Consider the following 13242-nt stretch of genomic DNA (forward strand, 5'->3'; position numbering starts at 1 on the left):
GATGGATCCTAAGACCGGTATTTTGCTCAAGCTGACGGCCATGCTGGCATTCACAGTCATGTCCGCCTGCGTAAAGGGTTTGGAGGGAGCGATCCCGGTCGGCGAAGTCGTTTTCTGCCGGGGATTTTTTGCCCTTATTCCCCTCTGTCTCTGGTTCATCGCTTCGTCCGAGCGGATAACCATACCGGCCGCCAAAAACATCGGCAGCCTGCTTGCGGGTAGCTCCGCCGGGCTGGGCGGCATGTTCTTCGGCTTTCTGGCGCTGGCCTATCTGCCGCTGGTGAATGTCACCGTGCTGAGCTACACAACGCCGCTTTTCACCATCATGCTGGCGGCGCTGCTTTTGCGTGAAAAAGTGCGGATTTACCGCTGGTCCGCCGTGCTCACTGGCTTCATCGGCGTCTTTGTCACCTTATCACCCAATCTGGTCTTTGATGCCGCATCAGGTCCCGCCCAGATCGACGGCGTTGCGATGATCGGAACCGCACTGGCGCTGACCGGCGCGCTTTGCGCCGCCTTTTCGTCCATCGCCGTCCGCCACCTGAACAGCATCGAAAAGCCGTCGCGTATCGTGCTCATCTATACGCTAACGGGCGTGGTCGCCGGCTCCACCACGATCATATTCGGATGGAAGGTGCCGGATTTTCATCAGTTCCTGCTGCTCGCCGGCAGCGGTCTCGCTGGCGGCATTGGCCAGATCACCATGACGCTCAGCCTGCGGCATGCCCAGGCCTCGCTGCTGGCGCCTTTCGACTATACGACGATGATATGGGCGATCGCGCTGGGCTATCTCTTCATGGCCGAGGTGCCAACCGGCGCGACGATCGCGGGGGCGCTGACGGTCATTGCCGCCGGATTGTTCGCCATGTGGCGCGAAAACCGGCTGGCGAAACAGTCCTTCAGGGAGCCGACAGCGTAAGCTCATCGGTGACACGCTTTTTATGCAGCCGCCTTTCCCGCCATAACGTGAACAAGCCGGCAGCAACCACGATCGACGCTCCCATGATGGTGGTGAGCGCCGGCACCTGATCCATGAAGGTGTAACCGATCAACAGTGCCCAGATCATCGTCGTATAATCGAACGGCGCCAACAGCGACGCTTCCGCATAACGCAGGCTGAGCGTTACCAATATCTGCGCGGTTCCGCCTATGAGACCGGTGCCGATCAGCAGGATCCATTGCCACGCGGTCGGTATTTTCCAGCCCATACCGATGCTCGCAAAGCCGATGACGGTGGTGAGCAGGGTGAAATAGAAGATGATCGCGCCGGTATTTTCCGTCTGCGTCAGATGCCGGATCTGGATCATCGATATTGCGGAGAAAAAAGCGGCAGCCAGTCCAAAAAGACCACCCAGCATGGCGACGCCCGTGCCCGCGGCGATATCGGAAACATCCACGGAAAAATGTGGCGACAGGATCAGCACGATGCCGCACAGCCCGAAGACCACGGCCGTCCAGCGATACACCCTGACGACTTCCTTCAAAAGCAACACCGCCAGAATGACGGTGAAGAGCGGCGTGGCATAGCTGATCGCGGTCGCATCGGCGAGGGGAATATAGGCCAGCGCCAGATAGCTGAAAACCATGCCGCCGGTGCCGGAAAAACTCCTCACCAGATGCCCGCCAATGTGGCTTGTGGCCACCTGTCTCCGAAAACCGCCCTGCGAAACCATCCACAGACAGAGCGGCAGCATCGCCACCGCCGACCTGAAAAAGACGACCTGCCCGATGGGTATCTCGCCCTTGAGGCCGCTGATACAGGCGCCCATCAGCACCAGGGCAAGTGCTGCAGAGATTTTGAGGAGAATGCCTTTGCGGGGTTCCATGGTTCGTTCCTTCGGACGTCTTTGAACCGTTTCACCACGCAAAGGCGGGATATCAAACCGCAAAGCAGTGTCCATAGAAACTTCGTCTGACCCCATCAATGCTGCCCACATGGTAGCTATTGCTGATGGGCAGGCTGCGGATTCCGCTCCGTTTGCCCGCCGCCGTGGGGACACAAAAAGACGTTGGAAACCAATATGGATCTGGAAAAGATCAAGAAACTGATCGAGTTTGTCGGCTCTTCACGAGTGTCCGAATTGACCGTGAGCCAGGAGGGAACCACGGTCCGGATCACTCGTGAAAACAGCGCCGTTTCGCCGCACGCGGCATCATCGCAGCCCCGGGCTGTTCCGGCAGCGGAAACGGCATCCGAGACACCGCGTGCCGAAGAACAGGCACCGACCCACGCAACAGCCGCCCCGGCACCATCCGGCATCGTCGCTGCGCCTTCATTCGGTCTATTCCATCGCGCCCCAAGCCCCGGCACGCCGCCTTTCGTGGAAGCCGGAGATGAGGTCAGCCATGGACAGGAACTCTTCATCATAGAGGCGATGAAAGTGTTCAGCACCGTGAGAGCCGAACGCAGCGGCAGGATCGCCAGATTTATCGCCAATGACGGCGAGGATGTCGAACTCGGACAGCCGGTGCTGGAGTTCGAATGATGGATGCGTCACTCCCAAAGGCGACAGCCGAACAAAGAGCATTCGACAGCGTCCTTATCGCCAATCGCGGCGAGATCGCACTGCGGGTGCAGCGCGCCTGCCGCGAACTCGGATTGAAGACCATCATGGTCTATTCGGAAGCCGATAAGGATGCGGATTATCTGAAGGCGGCCGATACCGCCATCTGCATCGGCCCCGCCTCTCCCGGTCAGAGCTATCTCAACGCGCCGGCCATACTGCTCGCGATGGAGCTGACCGGCGCTGGCGCAGTTCACCCCGGTTATGGTTTTCTGTCCGAAAGAGCGTCTTTTTCGGAAGCCGTGGAGGCGGCGGGAGCGGTCTTCATCGGCCCGCGTGCCGACTCCATCCGCATCATGGGTGACAAGATCGCGGCGAAGCGGGCGATGATGGAGGCCGGCGTGCCCTGCGTTCCCGGCCCCGATTCCGCCCTGCCGGATGACGCCGTGGAGGTTGCGAAAATCGCCGCCGAAATCGGTTATCCCGTCATCGTCAAGGCGGCCGGCGGCGGTGGTGGGCGCGGCATGCGCGTCGTGCGCGAGGCTTCCGCCCTTCAGGACGCCGTGCTCGTCACCCGCGAGGAGGCAAGCCGGGCTTTCGGCACGCCGGAACTCTATATCGAGAAATTCCTCGAACATCCGCGCCATGTTGAAATCCAGGTTTTATGCGATGGCCAGGGCGGTGGCGTCTCGGTGGGTCTGCGCGACTGCTCCATGCAGCGCCGCCACCAGAAGGTCGTTGAGGAAGGCCCGGCCATTGGTATCCCGCCTGATGTCGCGGCTTTCGTCGGCAATCGCTGCGTCGAAGCCTGCCGCCAGATCGGTTATCGCGGCGTCGGCACTTTCGAGTTTCTTTATGAAAACGGCGAATTCTACTTCATCGAAATGAATACCCGCCTGCAGGTCGAACATCCCGTCACGGAAATGACCTCGAGCGTGGATCTGGTGCGCCAGCAGCTTCTCGTCGCTCTCGGTCATCCGCTGGAGATTTCGCAGGAGGACATCGTCTGCGAAGGCCATTCGATCGAGTGCCGCATCAATGCAGAAGACCCGTACAGTTTCATACCCTGTCCCGGCCTGATAACGACCCTTCACCTGCCGGGCGGCCCCGGCGTGCGGGTCGATACCCATGTGACGGCGGGTTATCGGGTTTCGGCCCATTACGATTCGCTGATCGCCAAGCTCATCGTCCACGCGCCGACGCGCGAACAGGCGATCCTGCGCATGCGCCGTGCGCTTGGCGAAATGCGCATCGAAGGCGTCTCCACCAACCTGCCGCTGCACCGGGAAATATTGCAGGACCCGGCCTTCTCCGAAGGCGGCACGGATATCCATTACCTAGAACATTGGCTTGCAGTGCGGAGTGCCCAGTGAAGCGACAGCCTGTTTCCATATCCCGCTACAGCGAGCCCGGCACGATTGCCGAACTTGCCGCTCACCTCGAGCGCAACAACGTCTCCGCCATCGAGATCGAGACCTCCGATGGGTCACTGAAGATCGTTGCCATGGCAGGCGGTCAGGCCTCTGCCGAACAGCGGCCCATTGGCGCGACCAAAGCGCCGATAAAGACGGGAAATATTCTCGCCCGCGCTCCGATGGCCGGCATCTTCACACCCGCCCATCCGCAGCGCCCCGACCGGGCGGTTCAGTTGGGACAGTCCGTAGCCAAAGGCGAGATCGTCGCATTCGTGACGACAGGCCTCCTGATCGTTCCGGTCATCGCCGAAAAAGCCGGTACTGTCAGCGAAATCGTGGCGGAAGCCGGGGCGCTTGTCGGCTATGGCTCCACCCTTCTCAAGACCGAAACATGATGGTGACGTCGATGAGCAACCTCCCGCTGAAAACGCCCCACCTCACCCCCGCTCATCTTGGCCTGCCGAAAATCTCGATGATCGGCAACAGGACCTTTCTAATCGAAGCGCCCGGCGAGCTGGACCTTCCCGCCCAGCGGCACATCTGGGCGCTGGCGCGTGCGCTGAAAGATCGCCCCGAGGTACTGGAACTCATACCCGGCATGACCAATCTCCTGATCGTGCTGCACGGCACGCCTGAAGATGCCGGGCATCTGCAGGACGAGCTTCTCGACCTCTGGCAAAGGACTGCGGAACTCGATCTTCTCGGCAAGACCATCGAGGTGCCGACGACCTATGGCGGCGAGCACGCCATCGACCTTGCAGCGATCTGCGATTATTCCGGCCTGCCGGACAGGGAGGTCGTGCGCCTGCACTTCGAGCGGACCTATACGGTTTTCGCCGTCGGCAGCGCGCCCGGTTTCGGTTATCTCGGCGGTCTTGATCCGCGCATTTTCATGCCGCGCAAGAAAGTCCCGTCGCTGCGCATGCTGAAAGGCATGGTGACGATCGGCGGCATGCAGTCCGGCATCTCGGTTCTGACCGGGCCGAACGGCTGGAACTCGCTGGGTTTCACCGAAATCTCCATGTTCGACGCCACAGCCGAGCAGCCGGCTGTGCTGGCGCCCGGCGACCGGGTTCGCTTCCTTCCCGAAAGGATCGAACTATGATCCATGTTCTTGCCTGCGGACCCTTGAATACCGTGCAGGATCTCGGCCGCGTGGGTTATCGAAATATCGGCATCACCGCCACGGGCGCAATGGACCCGATTGCGCTGAGGGTCGGCAATCTTCTCGCCGGCAATGGCGAAGAGGCCGCTGCGATTGAAATCCAGACCTTTCCGTTCCGCATCGAATTCGAAGAGGCGCTGACCTTCGCCGTGACCGGCGCGGATTGCGCCGCACGACTCGATGGCGCGGATTTGCCGCCTTACTGGTGTGTGCGGGCCGAGAAGGGTCAAATCCTCGAGCTTTCGACCCCGCTGAAAAATGCGCGTGCCTATCTCTGCCTTCAGGGCGGTATCGACGTTCCCGTGGTGATGGGATCGCGCAGCACCTCGCTTCGCGGCTCCTTCGGCGGTCACGAGGGGCGGCATCTTGCCACCGGCGACAGGCTGCCCGTTCTGCCCTCCGACTCACTCGCTCTGTCTGCAAGCGGTCTTGGCCTTATGCCGCTTGCCGAGGCGATGCCGGACATGTTTCCGGTATCCGACACGGGCGAATTGCTGCTAAGAGCCATTCCAGCCGCCGAACATGATCTTTTCGGCGAAGGGGCGGAACGTTTCTGGTCGGAACCCTGGAAAATCACCTCGCAGAGTGACCGCACCGGCTACCGGCTGGCCGGCACGCCACTGACGCTTTCGGCTCCCGTCGAGCTGCGTTCCTATGGTGTCATTCCGGGCGTGGTTCAGGTGCCGCCGGGCGGCGAGCCCATCATCCAGATGAGTGACGCCAACACGGCCGGCGGTTATCCCAAGATGGCGGGTATCATCGACAGCGATCTATGGCGTCTCGGCCAGGCCCGCATCGGCAGCCGCATCCGCTTCGTGCAGGCGACGGTGCGTGAGGCGCTGGAAGTCGAACAGGCGATCGGCGCCTATTTCGCGGATATCCGCAAGACCCTGCCGCTGGTCACCGCTGCACTCGCCACGCTGACAAAACGATAATCCGGAAGAACAAGGAGAGCGAACCATGAAGATCGATGTTAATTCCGATATGGGCGAAGGTTTCGGCGTCTATAAGGTTTGCGACGACGAGAAGCTTATGGAAGTCGTCTCTTCGGCGAATATCGCCTGCGGCTTCCATGCCGGCGATCCGGAAATGATGGCGCGCATGGTGCGTCTTGCCAAACAGAACGGTGTCGGCGTTGGTGCCCATCCCGGCCTTGCCGACCGTCTCGGCTTCGGCCGCCGCGAAATTCCCGTCGATGCGGAGGAAATGGAGCAGCAGGTTCTCTACCAGCTCGGCGCGCTTTCGGCGATTGCGAAGGCGCAGGATGTCGCGCTCTCCCATATCAGCTTCCATGCCGCCATGGGCAACATGATCAACCGCGATCCACCCCTTGCAGAGCGCATCATGAAAAAGATCAGGGCGGTCGATCCTGATCTCATCGTCTTTTCGATGCCGGACATGCTGATCGAAAAAGCGGCGTTGGATTGCGGACTGAAGGTGCTAAACCTCTTTCTCGCCGACCGGGCCTATGATGTGAAAGGCCAGCTCGTGCCGCGCAAGCTGCCCAATTCCGTCATCAAGGAAGAGGCGAAGGTGCGTGAACGGGTGCGCCAGTTTCTGGAAAAGGGCACTGTCACAACGATCGAAGGTGAGATCATTCCCGTTCGCGCCCGGTCGATCCTCGTTCACAGCGATACGCCCGGCTCGTTGGAGCTTGCGCGCACGGTGCGCAGCGAAGTGGAAGCCTGCGGCGGCAGCGTCGTGCCGGCGTGCGAAGTGGTCGACTGAGGGCGATCCGCTTTCGTCTTCATCATTGCTACTCAAACACATACTGCACCGCGCATCATGTCTGGAGCGCGGTGCCGTCACATTCAAGTCTTCTTCATCGGCCGGACCGCTGAATCGATCCGGCCGATAAAGTATCAATTCAGCTGGATCACGTGATTGCTGTCGCTCGTCCAGCTCAACCTCACCCGGTCGCCGGCCGCACTGACGGCATTGGTGAAACCCTCCATCTGGGTCTGCCGGTAGGCGATCATCGGCTCGCCATTATCCAGCCGCAGATAGTAGTGAAGCATGAAGCCGCGATAGACGACCTGCTCTACCCGCGCCGTCGTGGAATTGCTGGTGTTCTCACCTGCATCGGCCGCAAGCGGCGAAACCGAAACGGCCTCGGGGCGAACCGTGACGACGACCTTTTCGCCCTGAACCGCACCCATGTCATCCACATCGAGCCGCACACCGGAGCCGGTCACAAGCCGTGCGGCGCGGCCGTTGCGTTCCTTGACGCTTGCCTCGAAGAAGTTCGAGGCGCCGATGAAACCCGCGACGAAACGCGTCAGCGGCTTCTGGTAGATTTCGCCGGCAGGCGCGATCTGCTCGAGATTGCCATCCCGCATCACGGCGATCTGGTCCGCCATGGTTAAGGCCTCGTCCTGATCATGGGTCACCATTATGGTGGTAAGGCCAAGCCGCTGCTGCAGGCTGCGGATTTCAACCTGCATGCTTTCCCTCAGGCCCTTGTCGAGTGCGCCGAGCGGCTCGTCGAGAAGCAACATCGAAGGTTCGATCACCAGCGCGCGCGCCAGCGCCACACGCTGCTGCTGACCACCGGAAAGCTGCGCCGGCAGCCGGTCGCCGAAGGCATGCAGCTGAACGAGATCGAGCGCCTGCTTCACGCGCTCCTCCCGATCAGCCTTGGAAACGCCCCGCATCTCCAGACCGAAGGCGACGTTTTCGGCGACGGTCATGTGGGGAAACAGGGCGTAGTTCTGGAAGAGCATGCCGACATTACGGCGATGAACCGGGGTGCGCGTGGTCGGCTTGCCGCCGACCACGATTTCACCCGAAGTGGGATCGACAAGCCCCGCAATCATGCGCAGGCAGGTCGTTTTCCCGCATCCGCTCGGACCGAGAAGCGCGAGAATCTCCCCTGCCTTGACGGTCAGCGAAACATCATCGACGGCAACGACCTGATCGCTGTAGTGTTTGGTCAGTCTTTCCAGGCGGACTTCGACGGATTTCATCAGCGTTCCTCAGCCGTTAAAGGTCTGGTTGTATTTTTCGAGCCATTGCGCGCGACGCGGAATGATATATTTCCAGTCCGGCGTGAACAGGTTCAGGGATTCCATCTTGGCTTCCGGATAAGCGAGGAACTTCGCCGTTTCCTCGCTAAACTCGATGCCCTTGACGGAAGGTGCGCTGAGGGTGGCTTCCGACAACATCTTCTGCACGCCCGGATCGAGGATGCGGTTGATATAGGCAAGCGCTAGATCGCGGTGCGGCCCGCCCTTCACCAGCGCGATGGAATTGATGCCGGTGAACGCGCCTTCCTTCGGGAAGGTCATATCCAGCGGCACGCCCTTCTTGGTGTGCGGATAAACCGCCTTGGAATATTCGATACCGCCAAAATCCGCCTGGCCCTGCGCCACCATCATCGTCTGCGCTTCCGCATCATAGATTGAGAGCACATTCGGCTTCAGCTCGGCAAGTTTCGCCCAGCCCGCATCCGTATCGTATTGCGCATCTTTCAGCGGTTTGCCGGTTGCAAGGGCAGCGGCCACCATCAGCATCAGCACGCTCTGGGTGTTCTTCGGCGTATTGAGCAGCATGCGGCGGACATATTTCTTGTCGAACATCTGTTCGTAGCTTTCGAACGGCTTGCCCGTCGTCGGATTGTAGAACAGGCCGGCAATAGAGATCGCAAAACCGACGCCGAAATTGTCTTCGAAAAGATAGCGCGAATAGACGTTCTTGAGATTGGGGATTTCGTCGATCGGCAATTGCTCGATCAGGCCTTCCTCCTTGGCCTGGGGAACGCCGACATCGTCCATCGACATCACGCTATATTGCGGATTTTCGCGGGTGGCGCGCAGCGTGGCGATGTTGGCAAGCGTTGCGCCTTCAGTCGTCAGCACCCGGCACTTATATTCCTTTTCGAAGGCCGGGATCACTTCCTTCTTGATCAGCCCGCCCTGCGCGGAATTGTAAACGCCGACATACATGGTGCGGTCCTGTGCGGAGGCCGCGGTGTAGAAATAGGGTGTGGCGAGCGCGCCCGCGGTGACGGTCAGAAAACTGCGCCGTTTCATGAAGATGGTCTTGTCTGTCATTTCCGGTACCCCTCTTGTTGTTGATTTACATTGCCATTGCCCGGCGCAGACCCACCAGCCTGTCGAGGACGAGCACGACGGTAACCGCCAGAACGATGATGATGGTGGACATGGTCGCGACCGAAGGATCAAAAACCGTGCCGATCTGGCGATAGAGAACGATGGGCACGGGCAGGTTCGCGGAATCGGCCAGCCACATCGAAACGGGATAATTGTCGAAAGAAACCATGAAGCAGAAGATCGAGCCGGAGGCGACGCCGGGCGCGATCTGCGGAAAAATCACCCGTGTGAAGGTTTTCCAGCGGGTGGCGCCAAGCGTGCGCGCCGCCTCCTCGAGGCTAACATTGACGAGCTGAAGGCTGGTCAGCACCGTGCGGATCACATAGGGCGACGTGACAACGGTGTGAGCAATCAAAAGCTTCAGCTTGGTGTCCATCCAGCCATAACCGGAAAAGAGCTGCAGCAGCGCAAGGCCGGTCACCAGCACGGGGAAGATAAGCGGCGAGAGCAGCAGCCCTTTCATCACCGAGCGGCCGATGAATTTTCCCCGCGAGAGCGCAAAGGCTGCGGGAACGCCGAGCGTTAGCGAAAGAATGGTGGTGGCAACAGCCAGTGCCGCGCTGAATGTCAGGCCGGCGGTGAACTCCTCGTTCTGCATCACCATTGCATACCAGCGGAAGGTGAAGCCCTGCGGGGGGAAGGTGACGAAGTAACTGTCGGAAAACGAGATGGCGACGACGAGGACGATCGGGGCCAGAATGAAGACCATCATGGCGGCGGTGATCGCGTAAAGAACGATGGCGGGGGTGCCTGTCAGCTTGTTGTTCATGATGCACTTGCCTTGATACGACGCCCGCCGAGCAGCCTCATCGAGACGGCATTGATCAGAATGACGATGAAAACGAGGATGGTGGCGATGGTGGCGCCGAACGGCCAGTCATAGACCGCGAGAACCTGCTGTTCGACCATGTTGCCGAGCATCTGCGAGCCGGGACCACCGATCAAAGCGGGAATGACATAGGATGCCGAAGCCAGAGAGAAGACCAGCGTGAAACCAGCCACCAGGCCGGGAAGGCTGAGCGGGAAAGTGATCCGCAGGAACACTCTCCATGCCGGCGCCCCGAGCGTGCGGGCAGCCTGCTGCAGATTTGGATCGATCTTGCCAAGCGCGGAGGACAGCGGCAGCACCATCATCGGGAAAAAGATGTGCAGGGAGCCGATAATGACGGCAGCATCAGAAAACAGCAACGTCAGCGGAGTGTCGATAATGCCGAGATTCATCAGAACGTAATTCAAGAGACCAGTCGGGCCATTACCGAGAATGAGCTGCCAGCCATAGGCGCGAACCACAACGCTGACGGCCAGCGGTGCAATCACGATCAGCGTTATGATGCGGGTCGTGGTGATATTGCCGCGCACAAGCACGGTCGCAACCGGATAGGCCAGTATCGCGGCGATGATGGAGGTGATGAGACTGATGCGGATCGTCGCCCAAAGCACCTTCTGGTAAAGATCGACCTCGAAAAACCTGACGTAATGGGCAAGCGTGAAGGGTGTACCGATCAACCCCTGCGAATTCTGCGTCATGACGCTGAAGCTCATCAGGCGAATGGCCGGAAGGAAGAAAAAGAACAGCAGAAAGATCAAAAGCGGCAATATGAGTATGCCGGGCGAAAACAGCCGTCGCTCGAGTGCTTTCCAGCCGGAAATTCCACGGCGTGGCGGGGCATGGGGTTTCATGATTGCAATATCCGACATCTATACTCCCGTCGCGTTGAATACGGCACGAGGCATCGCGTTGAGCCGAACGACGGTGTCGTCCAAGCCCTATGACTAGAATTTGCTGGGTGTGCTCCCTGTCGAGGTATCCGGTCTTTTGCCGATACCCGTCGCATTTTCTGCTTGTTCGCGCCGGTTACCTCTTTGGGTAATATTGCCCGACGCGTCGTTCCCTTGGTTGTTACGCCGAGCTTAGGGGCTAAGCCGACAGGCTGCATAATATTTTATTGCTCTTAGGTCATCGCATACGAGTATGGACCGGACCGCCCTGACAGCGATGCATCAAAATCCCGTATGACCTCACATCGAAGTCGTATTGGGGAAACGGCGGAAAATTCCCGTAACCTCTTTGTCATGCACAGGCGTCGCGACGATGCCTGCCTTCACCGTTACAATCGGAAATCATCCATGCCTACTATCGCCCAGCGTCTCAACAACGTCACCGTTTCGGCCTCGCTCGCCATGACCCAGAAAGCCCGCGATCTCGCAGCCCAGGGCACCAAGGTCATCAGCCTGTCTTCCGGCGAACCGGATTTCCCGACCCCTGCCCACGCGGTCGAGGCGGCGCATGCGGCGGCCCTTGCCGGCGATACGAAATATCCGCCCGCTGACGGAACGCCTGCTTTGCGCGCCGCAATCCAGCGGAAGTTCAAGCGTGACAATAATCTTGACTACGATCCGAGCCAGATCCTGGTGGCGGGCGGCGGCAAGCAGATCATCTTCAACGCCATCATGGCCACCTGCGACCCGGGTGATGAAGTCGTCATTCCCGCGCCTTCTTGGATCAGCTACGCCGATATCGTCAAGTTTGCCGGCGCTGTGCCGGTGCCGGTAGTTTGCCCTGAGAATAACGGTTTTCGTCTTCGGGCGGAGGATCTCGAAGCCGCCATTACCCCGAAGACCAAATGGCTGCTTTTCAACTTCCCCAATAACCCGACCGGTGCCGCCTGCTCCCGTGAGGAGATGAAAGAAATTGCCGAGGTCATGCTGCGGCACCCGCATGTCTGGATCATGACCGACGACATGTATGAGCACCTGATCTATGACGACTTCGAATTCTGCACCATCGCAGAAGTCGAACCACGGCTCTATGACCGGGTCCTGACCGTCAACGGCGCATCTAAAGCCTATGCCATGACCGGCTGGCGCCTCGGTTTCTGCGGCGGCCCGAAAGATCTCATCAAGGCCATCAGCAACGTCAACACCCAGAACAGCGGCGGTGTCGCCACCATCGTGCAGGCAGCCGCCGTTGCGGTTCTCGACGGTCCGCAGGATCTGCTGAAAGAGCGCGCCGATATCTACAAAACACGCCGCGACTTCGTGCTCGACAAACTGGCCGAGATCGACGGCCTTCGCTGCCACAAGCCGGAAGGTGCTTTCTACATTTTCCCGAATATTGCAGCCCTGATCGGCAAGACCACGAAGGGCGGCACGAAGATCGAAAACGATACCGATTTTGTCATGGCGCTGCTCGCCGAACATCACGTTGCGACAGTGCAGGGCGCGGCCTATGGCCTGAGCCCCTTCTTCCGGCTTTCTTATGCCACCAGCATGGAGAACCTCGCTGAAGGCTGCGCCCGCATCGCCGAATTCTGCAATGGAATGAAATAGGGAGAACAGCATGCTGGGAGAAAGTGGCCGTGTCATCATGGTTTCCGGTGCATCGCGGGGCCTTGGCCTTGCGATCACCACAAGGCTTCACGAAGCCGGTTTCACCGTCGCGGCGGGAGCACGAAATCCAGCCACTATTGCCGTGAAGGACGGGCTTTCGGCCGACCGATACGATGCGGAAGAGGCGGGATCGGCAGAAGCCTGGGTTGAGGCCGTTGCCGCCAGATATGGCCGGATCGATGGGCTGGTAAATTGCGCCGGCATCAATCCGAAGGTCCGGGTCATGGATACGGGCGAAGAAAGCCTCGACCAGATGTGGCGCATCAACGTCAAGGGTCCGCTCAGGGTCACCCGCGCCGCAATCCCTCACCTCGTAAAGACCGGACAGGGCAGGGTCATCAATGTCGCCTCGCTGGCGGGTCGCCGCGTCGGCTCGAATGTAGGTTATGCGATGACGAAATTCGCCGTCGTCGCCCTCACCCACGGCATCCGGCAGGAATTGTGGGACAGCGGCGTGCGCGCCACCGCACTTTGCCCAGGTTACATTGCAACCGATATGACATCAGGCGAGACCGAAGTCACCCGCGAGGATATGACCCAGCCGGCAGATCTCGCCGAAATGGTGGAAACCCTTCTTCGCCTGCCGAACAATCTTTCGGTGGCCGAATTGCTGGTGAACTGCCGCAAGGAGTCGATGCTTTAATCTTTTTTCACGC

14 protein-coding genes are annotated in these 13242 nt (G+C 59.7%); 9 read left to right on the plus strand and 5 right to left on the minus strand.

Features of this window, described 5'->3' with window-relative positions; translation table 11 throughout:
- Position 1 precedes the first annotated feature (1 nt).
- Complete coding sequence (locus FCH38_RS12470) at positions 2 to 919, plus strand: DMT family transporter (protein ID WP_153514298.1); 918 nt, start codon at positions 2 to 4, stop codon at positions 917 to 919.
- On the opposite strand, the gene FCH38_RS12475 is transcribed toward FCH38_RS12470, so the two are convergent.
- The gene (locus FCH38_RS12475; RefSeq protein ID WP_153514297.1) at positions 900 to 1826 is read right to left on the minus strand and encodes a DMT family transporter; all 927 of its coding nucleotides are present in this window, start codon (positions 1824 to 1826) and stop codon (positions 900 to 902) included. The genes FCH38_RS12470 and FCH38_RS12475 overlap by 20 nt on opposite strands.
- Positions 1827 to 2021: 195 nt before the next feature.
- Here FCH38_RS12475 and accB point away from each other — a divergent pair, with 195 nt between their 5' ends.
- From accB to FCH38_RS12505, 6 genes are read left to right on the plus strand one after another with little or no spacing between them, the layout of a single operon-like run.
- Positions 2022 to 2486: an acetyl-CoA carboxylase biotin carboxyl carrier protein gene (gene accB, locus FCH38_RS12480; RefSeq protein ID WP_153514296.1), complete on the plus strand. Its 465-nt coding sequence runs from the start codon at positions 2022 to 2024 to the stop codon at positions 2484 to 2486.
- Positions 2483 to 3877 (plus strand): acetyl-CoA carboxylase biotin carboxylase subunit, encoded by a 1395-nt coding sequence (accC, locus tag FCH38_RS12485; protein WP_153514295.1) that lies wholly within the window; start codon positions 2483 to 2485, stop codon positions 3875 to 3877. Before accB ends, accC begins: the two co-directional genes overlap by 4 nt.
- On the plus strand, positions 3874 to 4314 hold the full coding sequence (locus tag FCH38_RS12490) for a biotin/lipoyl-containing protein (RefSeq protein ID WP_174373962.1): 441 nt from the start codon (positions 3874 to 3876) through the stop codon (positions 4312 to 4314). Before accC ends, FCH38_RS12490 begins: the two co-directional genes overlap by 4 nt.
- Positions 4311 to 5024: a 5-oxoprolinase subunit PxpB gene (pxpB, locus tag FCH38_RS12495; RefSeq protein ID WP_174373963.1), complete on the plus strand. Its 714-nt coding sequence runs from the start codon at positions 4311 to 4313 to the stop codon at positions 5022 to 5024. The genes FCH38_RS12490 and pxpB overlap by 4 nt, the downstream gene beginning before the upstream one ends.
- Positions 5021 to 6019 carry a biotin-dependent carboxyltransferase family protein gene (locus FCH38_RS12500; RefSeq protein ID WP_153514292.1) on the plus strand — a complete coding sequence of 333 codons (999 nt, stop codon included), beginning with the start codon at positions 5021 to 5023 and terminating at the stop codon, positions 6017 to 6019. The genes pxpB and FCH38_RS12500 overlap by 4 nt, the downstream gene beginning before the upstream one ends.
- A gap of 25 nt (positions 6020 to 6044) precedes the next feature.
- On the plus strand, positions 6045 to 6812 hold the full coding sequence (locus FCH38_RS12505) for a 5-oxoprolinase subunit PxpA (protein WP_153514291.1): 768 nt from the start codon (positions 6045 to 6047) through the stop codon (positions 6810 to 6812).
- Between the two features lie 134 nt (positions 6813 to 6946).
- Here FCH38_RS12505 and FCH38_RS12510 read toward each other — a convergent pair whose 3' ends face one another.
- The 4 genes from FCH38_RS12510 to FCH38_RS12525 are packed head-to-tail and all read right to left on the minus strand — an operon-like array spanning position 6947 to position 10894.
- A complete protein-coding gene (locus FCH38_RS12510) occupies positions 6947 to 8050 on the minus strand; it encodes an ABC transporter ATP-binding protein (protein ID WP_174373964.1) in 1104 nt (367 codons plus the stop codon).
- A 9-nt stretch (positions 8051 to 8059) separates the two neighbouring features.
- Positions 8060 to 9136 (minus strand): ABC transporter substrate-binding protein, encoded by a 1077-nt coding sequence (locus FCH38_RS12515; RefSeq protein WP_149899643.1) that lies wholly within the window; start codon positions 9134 to 9136, stop codon positions 8060 to 8062.
- Between the two features lie 25 nt (positions 9137 to 9161).
- The gene (locus FCH38_RS12520) at positions 9162 to 9965 is read right to left on the minus strand and encodes an ABC transporter permease (protein ID WP_174373965.1); all 804 of its coding nucleotides are present in this window, start codon (positions 9963 to 9965) and stop codon (positions 9162 to 9164) included.
- Complete coding sequence (locus tag FCH38_RS12525) at positions 9962 to 10894, minus strand: ABC transporter permease (RefSeq protein ID WP_174373966.1); 933 nt, start codon at positions 10892 to 10894, stop codon at positions 9962 to 9964. The genes FCH38_RS12520 and FCH38_RS12525 overlap by 4 nt, the downstream gene beginning before the upstream one ends.
- A gap of 429 nt (positions 10895 to 11323) precedes the next feature.
- Here FCH38_RS12525 and FCH38_RS12530 point away from each other — a divergent pair, with 429 nt between their 5' ends.
- A complete protein-coding gene (locus FCH38_RS12530) occupies positions 11324 to 12526 on the plus strand; it encodes a pyridoxal phosphate-dependent aminotransferase (protein WP_174373967.1) in 1203 nt (400 codons plus the stop codon).
- 10 nt (positions 12527 to 12536) lie between these two features.
- Positions 12537 to 13229 (plus strand): SDR family NAD(P)-dependent oxidoreductase, encoded by a 693-nt coding sequence (locus FCH38_RS12535; protein ID WP_174373968.1) that lies wholly within the window; start codon positions 12537 to 12539, stop codon positions 13227 to 13229.
- The last annotated feature ends 13 nt before the right edge of the window (positions 13230 to 13242 follow it).

It is taken from the genome of Agrobacterium tumefaciens (assembly GCF_013337285.1).
GTDB lineage: Bacteria > Pseudomonadota > Alphaproteobacteria > Rhizobiales > Rhizobiaceae > Agrobacterium > Agrobacterium burrii.